Annotated in this window: 17 protein-coding genes and 2 pseudogenes; 5 read left to right on the forward strand and 14 right to left on the reverse strand. The window is 70.0% G+C overall.

All coding sequences use genetic code 11. From position 1 onward, the window contains the following. The first annotated feature begins 31 nt into the window (after positions 1-31). A complete protein-coding gene (locus AB0M11_RS28970) occupies positions 32-1,366 on the forward strand; it encodes a ricin-type beta-trefoil lectin domain protein (RefSeq protein WP_365710576.1) in 1,335 nt (444 codons plus the stop codon). Positions 1,367-1,418: 52 nt separating this feature from the next. On the opposite strand, the gene AB0M11_RS28975 is transcribed toward AB0M11_RS28970, so the two are convergent. Next, positions 1,419-2,120, reverse strand: coding sequence for a FadR/GntR family transcriptional regulator (locus tag AB0M11_RS28975; protein ID WP_365710578.1), 702 nt, complete (start codon positions 2,118-2,120; stop codon positions 1,419-1,421). A 337-nt stretch (positions 2,121-2,457) separates the two neighbouring features. Here AB0M11_RS28975 and AB0M11_RS28980 point away from each other — a divergent pair, with 337 nt between their 5' ends. Further along, on the forward strand, positions 2,458-4,689 hold the full coding sequence (locus tag AB0M11_RS28980) for an alpha-L-fucosidase (protein ID WP_365710580.1): 2,232 nt from the start codon (positions 2,458-2,460) through the stop codon (positions 4,687-4,689). Positions 4,690-4,785: 96 nt separating this feature from the next. Here AB0M11_RS28980 and AB0M11_RS28985 read toward each other — a convergent pair whose 3' ends face one another. The 13 genes from AB0M11_RS28985 to AB0M11_RS29045 form a co-directional block, all read right to left on the reverse strand. Continuing rightward, a complete protein-coding gene (locus AB0M11_RS28985; protein ID WP_365710582.1) occupies positions 4,786-5,505 on the reverse strand; it encodes a FadR/GntR family transcriptional regulator in 720 nt (239 codons plus the stop codon). Between the two features lie 2 nt (positions 5,506-5,507). Next, positions 5,508-6,554, reverse strand: a complete 1,047-nt coding sequence (locus AB0M11_RS28990) for an aldo/keto reductase (protein ID WP_365710584.1) — start codon at positions 6,552-6,554, stop codon at positions 5,508-5,510. Positions 6,555-6,841: 287 nt separating this feature from the next. After that, on the reverse strand, positions 6,842-7,603 hold the full coding sequence (locus AB0M11_RS28995; protein ID WP_365710586.1) for an SDR family oxidoreductase: 762 nt from the start codon (positions 7,601-7,603) through the stop codon (positions 6,842-6,844). Continuing rightward, positions 7,600-8,643: an alcohol dehydrogenase catalytic domain-containing protein gene (locus AB0M11_RS29000; RefSeq protein ID WP_365710588.1), complete on the reverse strand. Its 1,044-nt coding sequence runs from the start codon at positions 8,641-8,643 to the stop codon at positions 7,600-7,602. The genes AB0M11_RS28995 and AB0M11_RS29000 overlap by 4 nt, the downstream gene beginning before the upstream one ends. Next, complete coding sequence (locus AB0M11_RS29005; protein ID WP_365710590.1) at positions 8,640-9,077, reverse strand: RbsD/FucU family protein; 438 nt, start codon at positions 9,075-9,077, stop codon at positions 8,640-8,642. The genes AB0M11_RS29000 and AB0M11_RS29005 overlap by 4 nt, the downstream gene beginning before the upstream one ends. A gap of 12 nt (positions 9,078-9,089) precedes the next feature. Next, positions 9,090-9,977, reverse strand: a complete 888-nt coding sequence (locus AB0M11_RS29010) for an amidohydrolase family protein (RefSeq protein WP_365710592.1) — start codon at positions 9,975-9,977, stop codon at positions 9,090-9,092. Continuing rightward, positions 9,970-11,295 (reverse strand): L-fuconate dehydratase, encoded by a 1,326-nt coding sequence (locus tag AB0M11_RS29015; RefSeq protein WP_365710594.1) that lies wholly within the window; start codon positions 11,293-11,295, stop codon positions 9,970-9,972. The genes AB0M11_RS29010 and AB0M11_RS29015 overlap by 8 nt, the downstream gene beginning before the upstream one ends. Before the next feature lie 92 nt (positions 11,296-11,387). Then, entirely contained in the window at positions 11,388-12,428 is a 1,041-nt protein-coding gene (locus AB0M11_RS29020; protein ID WP_365710608.1) for an ABC transporter permease, read from the reverse strand. 4 nt (positions 12,429-12,432) lie between these two features. Next, positions 12,433-13,998: a sugar ABC transporter ATP-binding protein gene (locus AB0M11_RS29025; protein WP_365710596.1), complete on the reverse strand. Its 1,566-nt coding sequence runs from the start codon at positions 13,996-13,998 to the stop codon at positions 12,433-12,435. Between the two features lie 48 nt (positions 13,999-14,046). After that, positions 14,047-15,111, reverse strand: a complete 1,065-nt coding sequence (locus AB0M11_RS29030) for a sugar ABC transporter substrate-binding protein (protein ID WP_365710598.1) — start codon at positions 15,109-15,111, stop codon at positions 14,047-14,049. A 179-nt stretch (positions 15,112-15,290) separates the two neighbouring features. Beyond that, on the reverse strand, positions 15,291-15,464 hold the full coding sequence (locus AB0M11_RS29035) for a hypothetical protein (protein WP_365710600.1): 174 nt from the start codon (positions 15,462-15,464) through the stop codon (positions 15,291-15,293). A gap of 199 nt (positions 15,465-15,663) precedes the next feature. Next, positions 15,664-16,605 carry a LysR family transcriptional regulator gene (locus AB0M11_RS29040; protein WP_365710602.1) on the reverse strand — a complete coding sequence of 314 codons (942 nt, stop codon included), beginning with the start codon at positions 16,603-16,605 and terminating at the stop codon, positions 15,664-15,666. Positions 16,606-16,760: 155 nt separating this feature from the next. Continuing rightward, positions 16,761-17,294 (reverse strand): RICIN domain-containing protein, encoded by a 534-nt coding sequence (locus AB0M11_RS29045; RefSeq protein ID WP_365710604.1) that lies wholly within the window; start codon positions 17,292-17,294, stop codon positions 16,761-16,763. 377 nt (positions 17,295-17,671) lie between these two features. Here AB0M11_RS29045 and AB0M11_RS29050 point away from each other — a divergent pair, with 377 nt between their 5' ends. The 3 genes and pseudogenes from AB0M11_RS29050 to AB0M11_RS29060 form a co-directional block, all read left to right on the forward strand. Further along, positions 17,672-18,985 carry a hypothetical protein gene (locus tag AB0M11_RS29050; RefSeq protein ID WP_365710606.1) on the forward strand — a complete coding sequence of 438 codons (1,314 nt, stop codon included), beginning with the start codon at positions 17,672-17,674 and terminating at the stop codon, positions 18,983-18,985. Further along, positions 18,982-19,309, forward strand: a pseudogene (locus AB0M11_RS29055) (MarR family transcriptional regulator); the annotation flags it as partial. The gene AB0M11_RS29050 and the pseudogene AB0M11_RS29055, both read left to right, overlap by 4 nt. Before the next feature lie 497 nt (positions 19,310-19,806). Next, positions 19,807-19,896: pseudogene (locus AB0M11_RS29060) on the forward strand (MBL fold metallo-hydrolase); the annotation flags it as partial.

The following is a 19,896-nucleotide window of genomic DNA, read 5'->3' on the forward strand; positions in this document are numbered from 1 at the left end:
CCCTCCCCCGACCACGGAAGAAGGAGCGCGCATGAAACGCACACCGCTCTTACTGTCCATCGCGGCTGCGATACTCCTCGTCCTGTCCGCCGCCGGCACCTCGATCGGCAACGGCCTCGGAGCTTTCAGGCCGGCCGCAGCCGCCGCGGCCACCGCCGGCTGCGGCAAGGCCCCTGCGCTGACGAGCGGTACCCACACCATTCAGAGCGGCGGCCAGACACGCAGTTACATCCTGAGGGTCCCGGCCGGCTACGACAGCAACCACCCCTACCGGCTGATCTTCGGCTTCCACTGGCGCGGCGGAACGGCGGCCGACGTCGACTCGGGCGGAACGGACGGATACAACTGGTCCTACTACGGCCTGCGCCGCCTGGCGGACAGCGCGAACAACGGCACGATCTTCGTCGCCCCGCAGGGCATCGGGAACGGCTGGGCCAACTCAGGCGGTCAGGACGTGGCCTTCGTCGACGCCATGGTCGGCCAGATCGAAGCGGGCCTGTGCGTCGACACCACCCAGTTGTTCTCCGCGGGCTTCAGCTACGGCGGTGCCATGTCGTACGCCCTCGCCTGCTCCCGGGCGACCGTCTTCCGCGCCGTCGCGGTCTACTCCGGTGCGAACCTCAGTGGCTGCAACGGCGGCAACCAGCCCATCGCCTACATGGGACTGCACGGCCTCCGGGACAACGTGCTGCCCATCCAGTCGGGACGGGACCTGCGCGACACCTTCGTCCGGACGAACGGCTGCACTCCGCAGAACCCGCCTGAGCCGGCCTACGGAAGCCTGACACACATCATCACCACCTACTCCGGATGCAGGTCGGGCTACCCCGTCGTCTGGGCCGCGTTCGACGGAGCCGGCCACGACCCCGGCCCGATAGACGGCTCCACCGGCGACGGTTGGCGCACCTGGACCTCTGCCGCGGTCTGGCAGTTCTTCACCCAGTTCGGCTCGAACCAGTCCCCGCCCCCTCCGCCCACCGGCGATCAGGAGATCATCGGTCAGCAGTCGGGACGCTGCCTCGACATCAACAACTCCACGACCGCCAACGGCACCCAGGCACAGCTGTGGGACTGCAACGGCGGCTCCAACCAGCGGTGGGCCTATACCGCCGCCAAGCAACTGATGGTCTACGGCAACAAGTGCCTGGGCGTGGGCCAGTCCGCGGGCAGCGGCACCCCGGCGGCGATCTGGGACTGCAGCGGGCAGGCGGACCAGCAGTGGAACGTCAATGCCGACGGCACGATCACAGCAGCACAGTCGGGACTGTGCCTAGACGCCAACGGCCAGGCAACCGGCAACGGGACGAAGGTCCAGCTGTGGACCTGCACGGGCGGCGCCAACCAGCACTGGCGCCTGCAGAACTGACGGGCGCGCCCGGACACGGCGCCGGGCCTGGCCGGAAACACGCCATCGTTCGCTACGACTGCGCGGTGTTCGATTTCAGGTGCTCGCGGAGCCAGTGCTCGGTGTTGCTGACGTGCAGCAGGGCCGCGGCCTGGCTCACCGCGGCGTCGCGGGTGCGGAGCGCGTTGTAGATCGCCTCGTGCTCGGCGAGGGTCCGTCCGGCGGACTGGTCGTCCAGCTGGCCCCGCCAGATCCGGGCGCGCAGGGTACGGCCCGAGATGCCTTCGAGCAGGGTGAGCAGGCTCTCGTTGCCGGTGGCCGCCACGACAGAGCGGTGGAAGGCCGCGTCATGGACGTTGAGCCGCTCCACGTCGTCGCTCGCCTCCCGCATCGCGTCCAAGTGGCCTTTCACCTCGGCCAGTTGGTCGTCTGTGATCCTGACGGCGGCCAGTCCGGTGGCGAGCGGTTCGAGCAGCCGCCGGACCTCAATGAGATCCAGCAGGGCGCCGGTGTCGCTCTGGAGCAGTTCCACGGCGCCGCCGAGCCCCTCCAGCAGCAGGCTGGGCTGGAGGCTGGTCACGTACGTGCCGTCGCCTCGCCGAACCTCCAGCACCCGGGCCACGGCCAGGGCTTTGACCGCCTCGCGGGCGAGGTTGCGGGAGAGGCCCAGCTGTGCGGCGAGCTCGGGCTCCGGGGGCAGCTTCGCGCCCGGCGGCAGTGCGCCGGAGCGGATGAGCTCACGGATCTGCCCGATGGCCCTGTCGGTGAGGGACAACGTGAGCTCCTCCCGTGAGCGTGCCGTGCGGTCCGGTGCGCGAGTGACCGGGGCGGCGCGTCAAGTGTGTGCCGCCGATGATACCGGGGGCCGTGGCGGGCCGTCGGTGGAGCAGCTCTCTCTCCGAAACATTGTATGTTTGCCGGTAAATAAATGCCAGCAAAAGCGACATAAGGGTAAAAAACTCGCGGTGGGAAGCTGTTTTCATCCCTGCACGCCCGTTGACATGGTGATGACACATGGCGGACCTTCTTCCGTAACGGCCGGCGCAACGGGTGGTGGCCGTCGCGCCGGTTCCACCTCTCCCGTCTGCCTTCGTCCGTCACAGGGATGGCCCATGCCCAGTTCGATCAACAGACGTCAGTTCCTGGCCGGTGCCACCTGCGTGGCCGCCGCAGCCGTCGCGGGGGGAGTGTTCGGCGCCGGCACCGCGCAGGCCGCTCCCAGCACCTACACACCCGCATGGAGTTCGGTGAACCAGCACCCGGCCTCCCCGGAATGGTTCCAGGACGCCAAGTTCGGCATCTACTTCCACTGGGGCGTCTTCAGCGTCCCCGCGTACGACAGCGAGTGGTACCCGCGCAACATGTACATCAGCGGGAGCAACGCCAACACGCACCACGTCGCGACCTACGGCGACCCCTCGGTATGGCCGTACCACAACTTCATCAACGGAGCGAACGACAAGTCGGGCCACTTCACCCAGTTCGCACCCAGACTCAAATCCGCCGGAGGGAACTTCGACCCTGACGAATGGGCCCAGCTCTTCGTCGACGCCGGAGCGAAGTTCGCGGGGCCGGTCGCCGAGCACCACGACGGGTTCTCCATGTGGGACTCGCAGGTCAACGAGTGGAACTCGGTCGCCAAGGGCCCCAAGCTCGACCTGCTGAAGCTGTTCACCACGGCGATCCGCGCCAAGAACCTGAAGCTGCTGGTGGCGATGCACCACGCCTACAACTTCAACGGCTACTACGACCACGTGCCCGCCCAGACCGACCCCAGCCTGCAGAAACTCTACGGGCAACTGGGCTCCACCGCCGAGAACCAGCTCTGGTACGACAAGCTCAAGGAGGTCATCGACCGCGCCCAACCGGACATCCTCTGGGAGGACTTCGACCTGACCAAGGTCGACGAGACGCAGCGCCTGAACTTCCTGTCGTACTACTACAACCAGGCCAATGCCTGGGGCAAAGAGGTCGTCGCCACCTACAAGGACGGCTACAACAGCCACGGCGAGGTCTTCGACTACGAGCGCGGCGGCCCGGCCGACCGGACAGCGCCCTACTGGCTCACCGACGACAGCATCTCCAGCTCCAGCTGGTGCTACACGGTGGGCATCGGCTACTACAGCACCCAGCAGATGCTGCACTCCCTGATCGACCGGGTCAGCAAGAACGGCAACATGCTGCTGAACATCGCGCCGATGGCCGACGGCACGATCCCCCAGGGCCAGAAGGACGTGCTGCTCGGCATCGGCGACTACCTGAAGCGATTCGGGGAGTCGTTGTACGCGACGCGTGCCTGGACGCAGTACGGCGAGGGTCCGACCCGGATGGGCGGGGGCGCGTTCACCGCCCCGCTCGTCGGCACCGCACAGGACATCCGCTTCACCCGCAGCAAGGACAACACGGTGCTGTACGCCACCGTGCTGGGCTGGCCGGGCAGTTCACTGAAGATCAAGACCTTGAGCTCGGACCGCATCAGCGTCTCCTCGCTCACCTCGGTGAAGCTGCTCGACTCGACCGCCGGCACCTACATCAACCTCGCCGCGCCGACGCAGGACTCCTCTGGGCTGACCGTGACGCTGCCCTCCTCGGCGCCGTTCACCGCGGGCGCCTACGTGCTCAAGCTCAGCTTCTCCGGCCCGATCCCCCCGCTGCGGCCGGCGGTCGGTGCCGTGGTCTACCAGGACGTCACCTACTCCGGGAACTACGCGGTGCTCGACCCCGGCACCTACACGGCCGAGCAACTGCAGCTGGCCGGGGTGGCCCCCCAGAGCATCTCCTCCCTGAAGCTGGCGGCCGGGAACCAGATCATCGCCTACAGCGGTGACAACTTCACCGGCACCTCCTGGACCTTCACCGCCGACAACCCCGACCTCAGGGTCACCGGCCAGAACGACCAGATCACCTCCCTGAAGGTGCAGTTCAATCCGGCCACCTACTTCCGCATCACCAACGTCACCGACGGTCTGGCGCTGGACAGCGGAGGAAACGTCGCGTCGGGATCCAACCTCAAGCAGTACACCTGGGACGGCAGCCCCAACCTCCAGTGGCAGCTCGTGGAGGTCGGCGGCGGCTACTACAAGCTGGTCAACCGCACCAACGGCATGGTCGCCGACGGCTGGGGCGCCACGTCCGACGGCTCCCCGGCCCAGCAGGCGGCGTGGAACGGCAACAACAACCAGCAGTGGACGGTCACCCACCGCGGCGAGGGCATGTGCAGCATCGCCAACCGGGCCACCGGCCTCGTCCTGGACGGTGGCGGGAACGTGTCCTCCGGGTCCGTCACCAAGCAGTGGAGCTACGGCAGCAGCACCAACCTGCTGTGGACCTTCACCGCCCAGTGACACGGGCGTGAAGGCGGCGCACTGAGGGACTGCCCGGACGGAGAACCGTCCGGGCAGTCCCTTCCCCACCGTTGCGTCGGCGCGGACGTCGCGGCCTCATCCAGGGGATCCCGTCCCGCCCAGGCCCTCCGCGGCCTCCAGGTGCTCCCGCAGCCACTGCTCGGTGTTGTTGACGTGCACCAGTGCCGCGGCGTGACTCAGAACGGCGTCACGCGAGGCCAGGGCCGCGTAGATCGCCTCGTGCTCCGCGAGCGTGCGGGCCGCCGCACGGCTGTCCACCAGACCACGCCAGATCCGCGCGCGCAGAGTGCGGCCCGAGATGCCCTCCAGCAGGGTGATCAGCGATTCGTTGCCGGTGACGTCCACGATGGCGCGGTGGAACGCCACATCGTGCGCGTTGAGCCGCTCCACGTCGTCGCGCGCCGCGCGCATGGCGTCCAGGTGCCGCTTCACCTCCCCCAGTGCGTCGTCCGACAGGCGGGCGACGGCCAGGGCGGTGGCGGCGGGCTCGAGCAGCCGCCGCACCTCCATGAGGTCCAGTACGGCAGCGGGGTCGCCCTGGAGCAGCTCCACCGCGCCACCGAGGCCCTGCAGGAGCAGGCTCGGCTGCAGGCTGGTGACATACGTGCCGTCGCCCCGCCGGATCTCCAGCACGTGCGCCACGGCCAGCGCCTTCACCGCCTCGCGCGCGAGGTTGCGGGAAAGCCCGAGCTGGGCGGCCAGCTCGGGCTCGGGGGGCAGCTTCGTGCCCGGCGGCAGAGCCCCGGACGCGATGAGCTCGCGGATCTGACTGATCGCCCTGTCGGTCAGGGACACGGTCAACTCCTTTTGCCGCGACCCGGAGCGCCCGCCGGAGTGCCGGGCACCGGGGCGGCCGCGCCGTCGTCGAAGGGTGTGTCGGGGCGGAGGAGTCCCCGCTCGCGCAGGTCGTGCCAGAGCTCATGGGGAACCTGCTGCCGGTGCAGTCGCGCGTTGCGCCGGACCTGTCCGGGGTCGCGCATGCCCAGGGTGACGTTGATGACGCCGGGATGGGTGAGGGGGAAGGCGATGGCGGCGGCGGGCAGCGTGGTGCCGTGGGCCTCGCAGACGTCGGCGATGGCACGGGCGCGGTCGACGAGTTCGGGCGGGGCGGCCTGGTAGTCGTACGTCATGCCCTCGGCCGGACGATCTCGCGAGAGCAGACCGGAGTTGAAGACGCCGACGGCGACGACGGCCTTGCCGTGTTCCTGAGCGGCGGGAAGGACGTCGTCCAGGGCCGACTGGTCGAGCAGGGTGTAGCGGCCGGCCAGCATCACGACGTCGGCGGCGGTCTCGCGCAGGAAGCGGGCGAGCATGGCGGACTGGTTCATGCCGGCGCCGATCGCTCCGATGACGCCCTGGTCGCGCAGCTCGGCGAGGGCGGGCATGGCGTCGTCCGCCGCCTGTCGCCAGTGGTCGTCGGGGTCGTGGAGGTAGACGACGTCGAGGCGGTCCAGGCCGGTGCGCTCCAGCGTCTCGTCGATGGACCGCAGGACGCCGTCACGGCTGAAGTCCCACTGGCGGCGCAGGTCGTCGCGGACGACGAAGCCTTCGGTGTCGACCCCGCGGGGGTTCTCATTGGGGACCAGGAGGCGGCCGACCTTGGAGGAGATGACGTACTGGTCACGGGCGCGGGTGCGCAGGGCGGCGCCCAGACGGCGCTCGGACAGGCCCAGGCCGTAGTGCGGGGCGGTGTCGAAGTAGCGGATGCCCGCGTCCCAGGCGGTGTCGAGGGCCGCGGCCGCGTCCTCGGCGCTGGTGGTGCGGTAGAGGTTGCCGATGACAGAGGCGCCGAAACCGAGCTCGGTGACCTGGACGGCGGTGGTGGGGATCGTACGGCGGCGCAAGGGGTGCTCCTTGAGGGGCGATCAGCGTCGGACGTGTGCCGTGGCGCCCGCGAGGGGCGCCACGGCCTCGGCGAGGGCGGCCATCGAGCGTCACCGCGCTTGGTCATGGCGGGGGCGCCGTGCGCGGTGCCGCGGGCCTGGGCGCGCTCCAGTCCCGCACCGATGAGCAGGCCGTGGACGACTCCCGCGGCGAAGCCGTCCCGTCGTCGGTCAGCCGCACGGCACCCGGGTGCGGGTGCCGCGAGTTCGACCGCACCCACGCCGACGTCGGCGTGCCCGGCCGGTGGTCATCGTCCGAGCCATCCGCCGTCGACGGGCAGGGTGATGCCGTGGACGTAGTCGGAGGCGGGGGAGGCGAGGAAGACGGTGGCGCCGGCGAGGTCGTCGGCGGTGCCCCAGCGTCCAGCGGGTATGCGCTCCAGGATGGCCTTGCTGCGGGCCGGGTCGTCCTGGAGGGCTTGGGTGTTGTCGGTGGCGATGTAGCCGGGGGCGACGGCGTTGACGTTGACGCCGTGCGGCGCCCACTCGTTGGCCAGGGCCTTGGTCAGTCCGGCGATGCCGTGCTTGGCGGCGGTGTAGCCGGGGACCGTGATGCCGCCCTGGTAGCTGAGCAGGGAGGCGGTGAAGACGACCTTGCCGTGCCCGCGGGCCACCATGGTGGCGCCCACGGCCCGGGTGAGCGCGAACTGCGCGGTCAGGTTGACCTGCAGCACCAACTCCCAGTCCGCGTCGCTGTGCTGAGCGGCCGGGGTGCGGCGGATCGTGCCCGCGTTGTTGATGAGGATGTCCACCGGGCGTTCGCGCCCGGCGAGGTCGTCGCCCAGCGCGCGTACGGCGGCGGGGTCGGCGAAGTCGGTGCGGATCCCCTCGAACGAACGCCCGGCGGCCAGGACGTCCTTCTCCACCTGGCTCCCGGACTCCTCCAGGTGGGCGCTGACCCCGATGATGTCCGCACCGGCCTGGGCGAGCGCGCGGGCCATCGCCTGGCCGATGCCGCGGCGGGCGCCGGTGACGACGGCGAGCTTCCCGGTGAGGTCGAAGGCGCTCATGCGGTGGCTCCCTGGGTGTCGTCGGTGCAGTCCACGAGGATCTTCATCACGTCGCCGCCGCTCTCCAGGGCCTCGAAGGCGGCCGGAGCCTCGGTCAGCGGCACGATCTTGGTGAGCAGGCGCTGGGCGGGGATCGTGCCGTCGGCGACCAGGGCGACGGCCCGCTCGAAGTCGGAGCGGTCGTACAACCGGGCCCCGACGAGGGTGAGTTCACGCCAGAAGAAGCGGTGCAGGTTGACCTCGCGGGGCCTCGGGTGGATGGCGACCAGGCACAACCGGCCGCGCACGCCGAGCACGTCGACGGCCGTCTCCACGCCGCCCGCCGCGCCGGAGACCTCGAAGGCGACGTCCGCTCCGGCCTCGCCCGTCCACTGGTGGACGAGTTCGGTGATGTCGGCTGCGGCCGGGTCCCAGGTCGCCAGGCCCAGCTCCTCGGCGAGCAGCCTGCGGTGGGCGTTGAGTTCGACCACGCGCACCTCGGCGCCGGCGGCGCGGGCGACCAGGGCGATGAGGATGCCGACGGGTCCGCCGCCGACCACGACGACCTTCTCGCCCTCCTTCACCGCGGCCCGGCCCACGTCGTGCACGGCGACGGCCGTCGGTTCGACGAGCGCGGCCTGGTCCAGCGGGAGGGTGCCGGGCAGTCGGACGAGGGTGGCGGCGGGCACGGTCCAGCGCTGCTGCATGGCGCCGGGGGAGTCGATGCCGATGAAGTCCAGGTGCTGGCAGATGTGCTGGTGACCGGCGCGGCAGGCGTGACAGGTGCCGTCCCAGCGCAAGGGCATCACGGTGACCGCGTCTCCGGGCTGCCAGCCCTCGACGTCCGGGCCGACGCGTACGACGCGGCCGGACATCTCGTGGCCCAGGACGGCGGGCGTGTGGACCCGGGCGTCCATGTCGCCGTGGAAGATGTGCAGGTCGGTGCCGCAGATGCCGACGTAGGCGGGGGCGAGTTCCACTTCGCCGGGGCCGGGCTCTGAGGCGGCGGAGGGCGCGGTGTCCAGGGTGCGGGCGGATGTGTAGCGGACGGCGAGAGTCATCGTGGGGTCAGGGTCCCTTCCGCGCGGACGCCGATGGTCAGCAGCAGGTTGGCGTAGGTACGGGTGTCGGCGGTGACGACGGCGAGGGCCAGGTCGGGGGAGCGGGCGGCGTCGTAGAACGCGAAGCGGTCGAGCGGGTCGACGGGCACCGGCGCCAGTCGGGACCGGTACTCGGCGATGGCCGCCGGCTCCGGCTCGCCCTCGGGCGGCACCATCACCTGCGCCGCCTCCACGGGCAGGGCGCGCAGCAGCACGTCCAGGACGGTGCTGACGTCGAGGGTGCCGGGTGCCAGGTTGAGGTGGACGGTTTTGGCTCGTTCGCCGACGGCGGTGCTGGCGGGGTAGTGGCCGTCGGCGAGCAGGACGCGGGCGCCGTGCCCGGCTCCGGCCAGTGCTTCCAGGATGCCGGGGTGCAGCAGTTCGGTCAGCAGCACGCAGTGCTCTCCTTAGGTGTCGTTCTCGTGGTCGGCCAGCCGGTAGAAGGCGGTCGCGGTGTCGCAGAGCACTGCCTGCCTCTCCGGCGGTGAGCAGTCGTCCAGCAGGTGTTCGACGGCGGCCGCCCAGCGGGACCAGCCCCCGGCGAGGACGCAGACGGGCCAGTCGGAGCCGAACATCAGCCGCTCCGGGCCGAAAGCGGCCAGCAGGGTGTCCCACACCGGGCGGATGTCGTCGAGGGTCCACCTGGCGTGGTCGGCCTCGGTGATCAGTCCGGAGACCTTGCACCGCACCTGGGGATGTGCGGCCAGCCGCCGTACGCCCCGCTCCCAGCCGTGGAGGTCCTGCCGGGCGATGGGCGGTTTGCCCGCGTGGTCCAGCACGAGCGGGAGGTCCGGAAAGCGTTGGGCGAGGCGGATCGCCTGGTCGAACTGGTGGCTGCGGATGAGCACGTCGTAGCCGAGACCCCGGTCCCGTACGGCGCGCAGGCCCCGCTCGACGGACGGCTGCTGCAGCCACTCCGGGTCGGACTCGCCCTGCACCAGGTGGCGCAGGGCCCGCAGATACCCGCCGCCGGGCCCGCAGCGCAGTTCGTCGAGTACGTCGCCGACCGCGGGGGAGGTCAGGTCCGCCCAGCCGACGACCGCGCCGGCCAGGGGGTCCTGGTCGGCGAGGTCGAGCAGGTCCGCCGTCTCCTCCACGGAGGTGACGCACTGCACGACCACCGTGCTCGTCAGCCGTCGTCCCGCCAGGGGCCGGTCGGCGGCCCGCCGCAGGTCCTCGATGCCGTGGCTGCGGCGGATCGCTTCGTGCCCCGGTTCGTCGAGCCAGGGCTGGGGCCGGCGGTCGAGGTCCCACACGTGGTGGTGGGCGTCGACCAGGGGCAGCGGTTCAGACACGGGCCGACCAGACCGGGCCGTCGGGGTAGCTGTACTCCTTGAGGGAGGCGGGGTGCATCTGGGCGCTCAGTCCGGGCAGCGTCGGGGCGAGGTAGTGGCCGTCGACGATGCGGACCGGGTCGACGAAGTGCTCGTGCAGGTGGTCGACATACTCGATGACCCGGTCCTCGGTGGTGCCGGAGACGGCGACGTAGTCGAACATCGACAGGTGCTGCACCATCTCGCACAGGCCGACGCCGCCGGCGTGCGGGCAGACCGGCACGCCGAACTTCGCGGCCAGCAGCAGGATGGCGATGTTCTCGTTGACGCCGCCGACGCGGGCGGAGTCGATCTGCACGATGTCGACCGCGCCGGCCTGAAGCAGCTGCTTGAACACGACCCGGTTGGCGATGTGTTCGCCGGTGGCGACCTTGATGGGGGCGAGTGCCCTGCGGACGGCGGCGTGGCCGAGGATGTCGTCGGGGGAGGTGGGCTCCTCGATCCAGTACGGGTCGTAGGGGGCCAGGGCGCGCATCCAGTCGATGGCGGGCTGGACGTCCCATCTCTGGTTGGCGTCCACCGCGATGCGGATGTCCGGGCCGACGGTCTCGCGAGCGGTGCGCAGGCGCCGGATGTCGTCCTGGAGATCGGCGCCGACCTTCAGCTTGATCTGGGTGAAACCGTCCGCGACGGCCTCACGGGACAGGCGGGCCAGCTTCTCGTCGGAGTAGCCCAGCCAGCCGGGTGTGGTGGTGTAGGCCGGGTAGCCCTGGTCGAGGAGGTGGCCGATGCGCCGCTCACGGCCGGGCTCGGCCCGGCGCAGGATCTCCAGCGCATCCTCGGGCGTGAGGGCGTCGGACAGCCAGCGGAAGTCGACCTGGGCGACCAGCTCCTCCGGTGACATCTCGCCCAGGAAGCGCCACACGGGCTTGCCCGCCCGCTTGGCGGCAAGGTCCCACGCGGCGTTGACGACCGCTCCGGTGGCCATGTGGATGGCGCCCTTCTCCGGCCCCAGCCAGCGCAGTTGGGGGTCGTGGACGAGGGAGCGGGCGAAGGCGCCGAGGTCGGAGCAGACCTCCTCCACGGACAGGCCGACGACGTGCGGGGCGAGGGTGGCGATGGCGGCGGCCTGGGCGTCGTTGCCGCGTCCGGTGGTGAAGGCCAGGGCGTGGCCCTCCAGCCCGTCACCCGCGTCGGTGCGCAGGATCACGTACGCGGCCGAGTAGTCGGGCTCGGGGTTCATGGCGTCCGAGCCGTCGAGGTGTTCGGAGGTGGGGAACCGCACGTCCAGGACGTCCAGGGCGGTGATGCGGGCGGAGGCGGGAACGGGGGAGGACATGGCGGCAACTCCTGTGACGAGCAAGGGAGACGGATTCCCCTGCGACGAGACGTGAACGCGGCGGAGGCAGGGCGGCCGGCGGGCCGCCCGGGTCACTCCTGGACCTTGCCGCCGGTGATGCGGGAGATGGCGAGGGCGACCAGGATGATCAGGCCGTTGAGCGCGCCGATCCACTGGGCGGGGACACCGGCCAGCGTCAGCACGTTCTGGATCATGAAGAGCAGCAGGATCCCGCAGAACGCGCCGAACATGGTGCCCCTGCCGCCGTTGAGGCTGATGCCCCCGATGACGGCGGCGGCGAAGACGGTGAAGATGTACCCGTTGCCCTGCGCGGAGGCGACCGAGGCCAGGCGTCCGGAGAGCATCAGCCCGGCGAGGGCGGCGAGCACGCTGCCGGTGACGATGACGATCCACAGCACCCGGTCGGTGCGGATACCGGCCGCCTTCGCCGCGTCGACGTTGCCGCCGATGGCGTACAGGGAGCGGCCGAAGCTGGTCCAGCCGAGCACCACGATCGCGACGGCGAACAGGGCCAGGCAGATCCAGATCGAGGCGGGCATGCCGAACCATTCGGCGGTGCCGGTGTAGAGCATCGACTGCGGCAGCTGGAAGAAGGTCTGACCGCCGGAGATACCGGTGAGGATGCCGCGCAGCACGATCAGCATGCCGAGCGTGACGATGAAGCCGTTGAGACCGAAGCGGATGATCAGCAGCGAGTTGATCACGCCGACGAGCGCGCCCACGGCGAGGGTGATGGGGACCGACCAGGCACCGGGAAGCAGACCGAGTCCGTGCCCGGCGCCGGCCGGGACGACCAGCCAGGCCGCGACGCCCGGCGCCAGACCCATCGTGGACTCCAGGGACAGGTCCATCTTCTTGACGATCAGGATCATCGTCTGGGCGAGGACCAGCAGGGCCATCTCGGACATGGTCTGCAGGACGTTGATGAGGTTGTCGGCCTGGAGGAAGACCGGGTTGACGATCTGGCCGACGATCGCGATGACGACGATCGCCGGGACGAGCGCCAGGTCGCGCAGCCGGGCCAGGGGGATCCGGCCGCCGAGCAGCGCGGTGCGCTTCTGCCCGGTCTCCTCGGTCTGGGCGGATGTGTCCGCGAGGACGGTTTCAGGCATTGCCTCAGGCATGCAGGTCCACTCCTTCCATCGCGGCCACGAGGTCGTGGTCGTGCCAGCCGCGTGGTATCTCGGTCGTGACCCGGCCCTGGAACATCACCAGGATCCGGTCGCACATGCGCAGGTCGTCGAGTTCGTCGGAGGCGATGAGCACTCCGGTGCCGGACTCGGCGGTCTCCTCGACCTTGCCGAGGAGGAACTCCTTGGAGCGCACGTCCACGCCGGCGGTCGGGTTGATCAGGACCAGCAGCCGGGGGTCGTCGGCCAGGGCGCGCGCCATGACGACCTTCTGCTGGTTGCCGCCGGACAGGGCGGAGACGGGCAGCTCCGGTCCGGGGGTCTTGATGGCCAGGTTCTCGATCATGGCCTCGGCCAGCCGGTCGCGCCGTCCGCGGCTGAGGAAGCCGTTCCTGCCGAGCCGCCTGGGCACGGACAGGGTCGCGTTGTCGGCGATCGACATGTCCGGCACGAAGCCCTGGTGGTGCCGGTCCTGCGGAACGAACCCGGCGCCGGCCGCGAGCGCGTCGGGCACGCTGCCCGGCCGGGGCCGGCGCCCGGCGATCTCCAGCTCCCCGGTCGCCGCGGCACGCAGGCCTACGACGGTCTCGGCGACCTCCGTACGTCCGCTGGCGGCGGCGCCCGCGAGGCCGACGATCTCCCCGGCGCCCACCTGGAAGGAGACGTCGTTGTAGGTGCCGTCGCTGCTCAGGCCGTGCACGGTCAGCGCGGGCACGCCGCTCTCGTCCAGGCTGCCGGTGCGCTCCTGGCGCCGGTCCGCCGCGGCCTCACCGGTCATGGCGGCGACCAACTCGGTGCGGGGAAGTTCGGCGACCGGCGCGGTCACGATGTGGCGGGCGTCGCGGAACACCGTCACCATGTCGCAGATCTCGTAGACCTCCTGCAGGTGGTGACTGATGAACAGGAAGGTCACGCCCTGGCGTTGCAGGTCGCGGATGCGGTCGAAGAGCCGGTTGATCGCCGCCGCGTCGAGCTGTGCGGTGGGCTCGTCGAGGATGATGAACCGGGCCCCGAAGGACAGCGCACGGGCGATCTCGACGAACTGCCGCTGCTCGACGCTGAGGTCGCCGGCCGGGGTCTGCGGGTCGACCTCCACCGACCAGGCCGACAGCAGCTCCTGGGCCCGACGGCGTACGCCGGTCCAGCTGATGAGCCGGTGGGGGCCGTGGTGGTGCCGGTTCAGGAACAGGTTCTCGGCGACGGTCAGCGTGGGGATGATCGTCGACTTCTGGTAGACGCAGGCGACGCGCCGGCGCCAGGCGTCGCGGTCGCTGAGCCGCGGCGCGGGGTCGCCGCCGAAGGTGACCGTCCCCTCGTCGGGGGCGTGCAGGCCCGTCAGGACGGACACGAGGGTGGACTTGCCGGCCCCGTTGCGGCCGACGAGTGCGTGGGTCTCGCCGGGCCGGATGGTGATCCGGGCGCCGTTCAGGGCCACCGTCGGACCGAATCGTTTGACTATGCCCGTCGCCTCGACGACGGGCGGGGCCGCAAAGGCCCGCCCGTCGTCCGCCGGGGCGGGCGCGGGGGTGACAGTACGCTCCCCGTCGCTCATCTCAACCGCCTTGTCCTGGATAGCCGTTGGGGTCTCTGACCGGTCCGGTCAGCCGAGGTGGTTGCCCCACAGCGACGTGTCGTCGCTCTTGACGCTGGGAACGCCGCCGTAGGTGCCGCCGTCGGCGGTGACCAGGGGAGCGGAGAGCTGGTCCTCCAGCAGACCGTCGCGGACCTGGATGATCGTGCTGTCGTGGTCGGTCTTGCCCGGCTTGAACGTCTTCCCGTCGATCGCGGCCTTGAGGTAGTACAGGGCGTACTTGGCGTACAGGTCGGCGGGCTGGGAGACGGTGGCGTCGATCTTGCCTGCGGCGATGTCCTTGAGCTCCTCGGGGATGCCGTCGTTGGACACGACGAAGACGTGCTTCGGGTCCTTCGGATCCACCAGCAGGCCCTTCTGCTTGAGCACCTGCAGCGTGCCGGACAGGCCGAAGCTGGACTCCATGTAGACGCCCTTGATGTCCGGGTTGGCGGTGAGGTCCGTCTGCAGCTTCTGCGCGGCGACCGCGCCGTCCCAGTTCGTGGCCTCGCCGAACACCTTGATGCCGGGGTAGCTCTTCTTCATGCAGTCGTTGAACGCCTCGGTGCGGTCACGGCCGTTGATCGAGTCGAGGCCGCCCTCGAGCATGACCACCTTGCCCTTGCCGCCGAGCTTCGTGCCGAGGAACTGGCAGGCCTTCTCGCCGTAGGCGCGGTTGTCGGCCCGCACCACCATGAACACCTTGCCGGTGTCGGGACGGGTGTCGACGGTGACGACGGGGATCTTCTTCGCCTCCAGCTGCGCCAGGGTCGGCGCGATGGCGGCGGTGTCCTGCGGCGCCATCGCTATGCCCTTGACGCCCTGGCTGATGAACGTCTGCGCGTTGGCGGTGAGCTTGGCGACGTCGTTCTGGGAGTTCGTGGTCTTCAGGGACAGGCCGAGCTGCTTGGCGAAGTCGGGCGTGTACTTGATGTAGGAGTTCCAGAAGTCGGTGTCGGACCGCGGGTAGTCGACGCCCACGAGCGGCTTGTCGCTCGACGAGGCGGAGGTGCCGGAGCCGCCGCTGCACGCGCTGAGCAGCGTCAGCGCGCAGACGACGGAGGCGGTGGAGCTGACTGCGGTTCTGATTCTCATGGGTACTTCCTCGCGCTTGTCCCGGAGCGGGGTTGTTACACCGATGCGACGGTTGGGTGTCGCTGACAGAGAGATGGGATGTTTATAGGGTCGGGTCGACCGGGTTGTCTAGAGGTCGGGAGTCAACCCGGGAAAACTCGCCGCAAGGCTCGACTGTGCGCCCTCGACATGGGATGTTGTCAGCAGATCCATCCCACCAATGAGGGGAACCCGTGAAGGGCCGAGCAGGCCGCCTGGCGGCTGATGACATCGGTGTCGAGGTCGTCCATGGCGTCGACGGAGTCGCCGAGCTCTGCCGACCGGACTGCGCGGAGCGCGGAGTGCACCAGGAGACGGCCGAGACCTCCGTCCATGACTCCGGGCCGCCGCTCCGCCGCGTCAGGGAAGGCGTCAGCCGGGCACCCTGCACGGGGCACGCCCACCCGCTCGGTGGACCTGCGGACGGCCGCGGACGACCTGTGGTCACTGCGGCGGCCGCGGTGCGCGCGGACACCGGGGGACCGCCCCTCACTTCACGTACGACTGTCCCTGACCGGGACGGTGCGGGTGGCGTCAGGCCGACAGGGCCGGGGCGCCGGCGCCGCGGGTGTCGTCGTGCTGCCCGGCCGGCGCGCCGCACAGCACCGACCGCATGAACTCCATGGCCGGAGTCAGCGCGAAGCGGGAGTGACAGGCGACCGACACGACGCGTCTCAACCTGGTCGCCGCCAGGGGGACCAGCGCGACGGAACGCGACTGGGCCATGGCGCTCACCAGCTGTGGCACCACCGCCACGCCGACGCCCGCCCCGACGAGCCCGAGCATGGCCTGGTAGTCGTTGGTCTCGGACACCACGTCCGGGCCGAAGCCGGCGCGGCGGCAGGCCTCGTTCAGGGCGTCGCGGCACAGTGAGGGCCCCGGCGCGATCCACTGCTGCCCGGACAGCGCTGCCAACGGCACGGAGCCCTGCACCGCGAACGCGGAGTCCGCGCGCACCGCCACGGCCATGGCGTCCGTCGCGACGAGTGTCTGGTCGACGCGGGGATCGATCGGAGCGCCGACGATCGGATAGTCGTACACCACTGCGACATCGGTGTCGCCGGCCAGCAACCGGGCGACGGCGACCGGCGGATCCGCCTCGGTCAGGGTGATGCGCACGTTGGGGTACGCCGCGCGGAACACGCCGATCGCGGAGGGGACGAAGGTGGCCGCCGCGCTCGGGAACACGGTCAGCCGCAGCTGACCGCAGTCCGAGCGGGCCAGCGCCGCCAGTTCGCGGCGGGCGTCGTCGAGACCGGCGAGCAGCGACTCGACGTGCCGCAGGAAGACCTCACCCGCGGGCGTGGGACGCACCCGCCGCGAGGAGCGCTCGAGCAGCCGGCACCCCAGCTCCTCCTCCAGCTTGGCGACATGCTGGGAGACGGCGGGCTGGCTGACATGCAGTGCGTCCGCCGCGGCGGTGAACGAACCCTGCCGGGCGACCTCGCGGAAGGTTCGCAGACGGGTGGTGTCCATACCTGCTAGCACCCTGTGAGAGTACGTCCGGGAACGGGAACACGACAGCGGTATCGCCCAACGCCCCTTCAGAGATGAGCACTTGAGTGATACCAGTCGCTGCCGGGCGGCGTGGCCCCACTGCCCCCGTCGGAGCTGTGGGGCGCGCCGGGCTGTCAGATCGCGGCGAAGTACTGGTTGGAGCCGCCGTTCCAGTACCAGGTGTCGATGCTCGCGCCGGCCCACGGGCTGGCGCCGTTGACGTCGAGGTACAGACCGCTCCACGGGTTGTAGATCGTCGCGGCGCCGATCAGGGACGGGGTGAGGGGGGTGCGCCACATCTGGTACTGCGCGCCGACGCACGGCATCTGGTAGACGGAGTCGCCGGCCACGCCGTCCGTGCTCAGGCACATGTTGCTGTTGCCGTTGATGATCTCGTACGTGCTGTTGCCGTAGGAGTAGAACGTCCAGTTCTGGTTGGCGCCGCCGTTGGCGTACCACTGGATCACGCCGCCGCCGGGCGACGTCGATCCGCCCGCGACGTCCAGCAGCAACCCGAAGCTGGAGTTCGGCGTGACATGGATGGTGAAGCTGGAGTCGGCCTGTGCGTTGCCCGTGCCGGCGGCGACGGCCGCAACGGTGGCGAGCGCGACGGCGGCGGCGCTGACCGCCCGGCGCGGGCGTGACACGACGCGGTGCAGGAGGTTCATGACTCGGTCCTCTCGTCGTTCGCTGCGGCCCTCCCTCGGGGCCGCACTTACCAGAGGCCCTGGCGTTGTTGGTCGTACGCATAAGTCGGGGCTTATGCCCCAGCGCGCCCGCCACGGAAGCGAGCTCCTCGGCGCCCGTCCGTGTGCTGTCGCAGCCTGGCAGGCGGATGTCACTGACGACACCTCCGGGCGCTCATCAATGGCGCCTCTGTGGATCACCGCGGATGATGATGTCCGGGCCCTCCGCTCGACCGCGGATCTCCGGCGGTCGGGCCGCCGACGCACGTCCGGGCACGTCACGCCTTACCGTCCGGCGCGTGGAGGTGCCCGCACCGCGTACACGCGGGGCACGACCCGCGACCTCAGGAGGTGATCGGGTGCGGACCTCCGCCAAGCCGCACAACGGGTTGCGCCCGAAGGCGCTCCGGCCCTCGCTGAACACCCGGCGGGCTCAGCTCGACATGGCAGGGATCCTGCTGGTCCTCCTCGCGACGATGGTGCTGATGGGCTGGTTCGGCATCGGAAACCTCGTCCATGCCCTGACCTTCCCCGGTCGCCTCACCGGTGCCGTCCTCATCACGGTCGCCTTCACCACGCTCCTGGCCGTCGGCGCAGTCCTGGACTACTGGGTCAGTCACAGCTTCCAGCATTCCGGGCTGGTCGTACTGATCGGCGTGTTCGCGGCGTTGCTGGCCGACAGCCTGCTGTTGCTCAGGACGGTGAAGAACGGCGATCTGCTGCTCTTCAAGGTGCTCTTCGCCTTGCTCACGGCGGGGGCGGCTTGGGCTCTGTACGCCGTGTGGCGGACGTCGGTCACCGTCCCCGCCCCGAAGCGGGTGGCCGCTGCCCTGGTGGTTTCCTCGGCCCTCGCCGTCACCAATTTCGGCTACCAGAACCTCTATCTGCCGTACCGGCGTGAGGCCAGGCCTCTCATCACCCTGTCGGTGGGGAAGTCTGTGGTGCGCAAGGACCGCAATGCGTTCACCGTACCGGTGGACATCACCCTCCAGAACCACGCCGACGTGGGTTTCTACGTGCTCGGCACGGAAGTCCACGCCATGGGGGAGCAGGTGCGGCTGAGCCCCAGGGACCGACTCCGTCAGCAGTGGCGAAGCGACGCCGAGCAGTTCGCCACATCCTCGGGGGAGGCGAACCCGCTCTCCCGCAGGGAGATTCACCAACCCGGTGAGTTGGTGGAGGCAAAACCCTGGATGCAGCCCGGAGACTGGATCGAGCCGAGCGACTCCTTCACCACGCGCCTGGTGGTGGAACTCCCCATGGACACGCGGTACGACCAGTTGGCCTTCTACGCCACCGCGAGCCTTGCGCGCAAGGACCAGATCGTGCTGGATCCACCACTCCGGTTCGTGACCACCTCCTGGGGCGGTGACGTGCCCCATTGGGTGAAGGAACAGCAGAAGAAAGGCACCGACTCCCTTCTTTACCGTGCCCGGGTGCACGAGAACAACGAGATCGACGAGACCATCAGGCAACCGCACTTCGTCACCGTCTTCTGGTCCTTCGGCGGGCATGGTGCAGCCGTGCAGTCGAGCATCACGCGCAAGGACGACAATGGCAGCAGGCCCTTGTCCGGTGAGGAGCAACGGGAGCTGGTGAGCCGGTACGGTCTCGTCAATCTCTCCTCCGGTCCCGTAGAGCGGACCTTGTGGGACATCAAGGCCCAGCAATGAGCCGCTCCGGCGACGCCACCCTGTCGATGCGGGCTGTTGCCCAGGAACAGGTTCTGACCACGGGAGGCGCCACCCGGCTGGTGGACCGGATGGAGTCCGCGGGACTGGTCGAGCGTGCGGAGGATCCCGACGACCGGCGCGGGCGGCTGGTGCGCCTGACCCCGCTGGGTGACGAAGACGGCCGTACGAGCGTCGCGGGTCCATCTGGAGAACCTCCGGCGCTACTTCGAGCATGCCCTCCCCGAAGCGCACCGCGCACGCTTCGCGGAAGACCTCCGCATCCTCGGCCACGCGGCCCGGCACACGCTGCCTCAGCTGCCCTGACCTGTGCTTCGGCGGCAACGCTGATGTGAAGGCGTGCCCACCCGGGTGTGACTCAGGTCACAAGAGCCAAGAAATGCCTGAGAAGGCAGTTACTGTCTTGTCAGGTGAATGGCTCGCATCAGGCGGGCGCGCCACCCTGGCGAGGTCTTCGATGAAGCTCACCCACGTCTTCGACGCCTGTTGCGGCTGGTCGCACGGTTTCACCGCGCCCCTGCCCGAAGTGGCCGCCCGCCGCCCAGGCCTGCCGGTCGAGGTCGTCCCGATGGCCTGGTCACCGGGTGACGCAGTGTCCCTCTCGGCGAGTTCGGCCACGTCCACCTCGCCAACGCGGGCATCGCCGAGCTGAACAGTTCTCCCGCCCCGCTGGTCTCCGACGCGGAGTCCGTCACCCCCGCGGCCCTTGACCATGCCATGGCCGAAGAGATCGACCAGCCGCCCGCCTTCCTTCACCGTCCCTGAACCTCCCCGTGCCCATCCCACTCGGACAGGAGCCACGCATGAGCACTCTCTCCTTCAAGGTCCTCGATCTCGACTTCCCGGCCGGGAGCAAGAACAAGACGGCCACTCTCGTCACCGGCGAGAGCGAG

Origin of the sequence: Streptomyces sp. NPDC051987, assembly GCF_040680735.1 — a bacterium.
In the GTDB taxonomy this organism is placed as follows: Bacteria; Actinomycetota; Actinomycetes; order Streptomycetales; family Streptomycetaceae; genus Streptomyces.

Excerpts from the sequence above, each read along its gene's own strand:
- AB0M11_RS28970 (WP_365710576.1), top strand. The coding sequence starts at position 32 with ATGAAACGCACACCGCTCTTACTGTCCATCGCGGCTGCGATACTCCTC.
- AB0M11_RS28980 (WP_365710580.1), top strand. The coding sequence starts at position 2,458 with ATGCCCAGTTCGATCAACAGACGTCAGTTCCTGGCCGGTGCCACCTGC.
- AB0M11_RS28995 (WP_365710586.1), bottom strand. The coding sequence starts at position 7,603 with ATGAGCGCCTTCGACCTCACCGGGAAGCTCGCCGTCGTCACCGGCGCC.
- AB0M11_RS29000 (WP_365710588.1), bottom strand. The coding sequence starts at position 8,643 with ATGACTCTCGCCGTCCGCTACACATCCGCCCGCACCCTGGACACCGCG.
- AB0M11_RS29015 (WP_365710594.1), bottom strand. The coding sequence starts at position 11,295 with ATGTCCTCCCCCGTTCCCGCCTCCGCCCGCATCACCGCCCTGGACGTC.
- AB0M11_RS29020 (WP_365710608.1), bottom strand. The coding sequence starts at position 12,428 with ATGCCTGAAACCGTCCTCGCGGACACATCCGCCCAGACCGAGGAGACC.
- AB0M11_RS29025 (WP_365710596.1), bottom strand. The coding sequence starts at position 13,998 with ATGAGCGACGGGGAGCGTACTGTCACCCCCGCGCCCGCCCCGGCGGAC.
- AB0M11_RS29030 (WP_365710598.1), bottom strand. The coding sequence starts at position 15,111 with ATGAGAATCAGAACCGCAGTCAGCTCCACCGCCTCCGTCGTCTGCGCG.
- AB0M11_RS29035 (WP_365710600.1), bottom strand. The coding sequence starts at position 15,464 with ATGGACGGAGGTCTCGGCCGTCTCCTGGTGCACTCCGCGCTCCGCGCA.
- AB0M11_RS29040 (WP_365710602.1), bottom strand. The coding sequence starts at position 16,605 with ATGGACACCACCCGTCTGCGAACCTTCCGCGAGGTCGCCCGGCAGGGT.
- AB0M11_RS29045 (WP_365710604.1), bottom strand. The coding sequence starts at position 17,294 with ATGAACCTCCTGCACCGCGTCGTGTCACGCCCGCGCCGGGCGGTCAGC.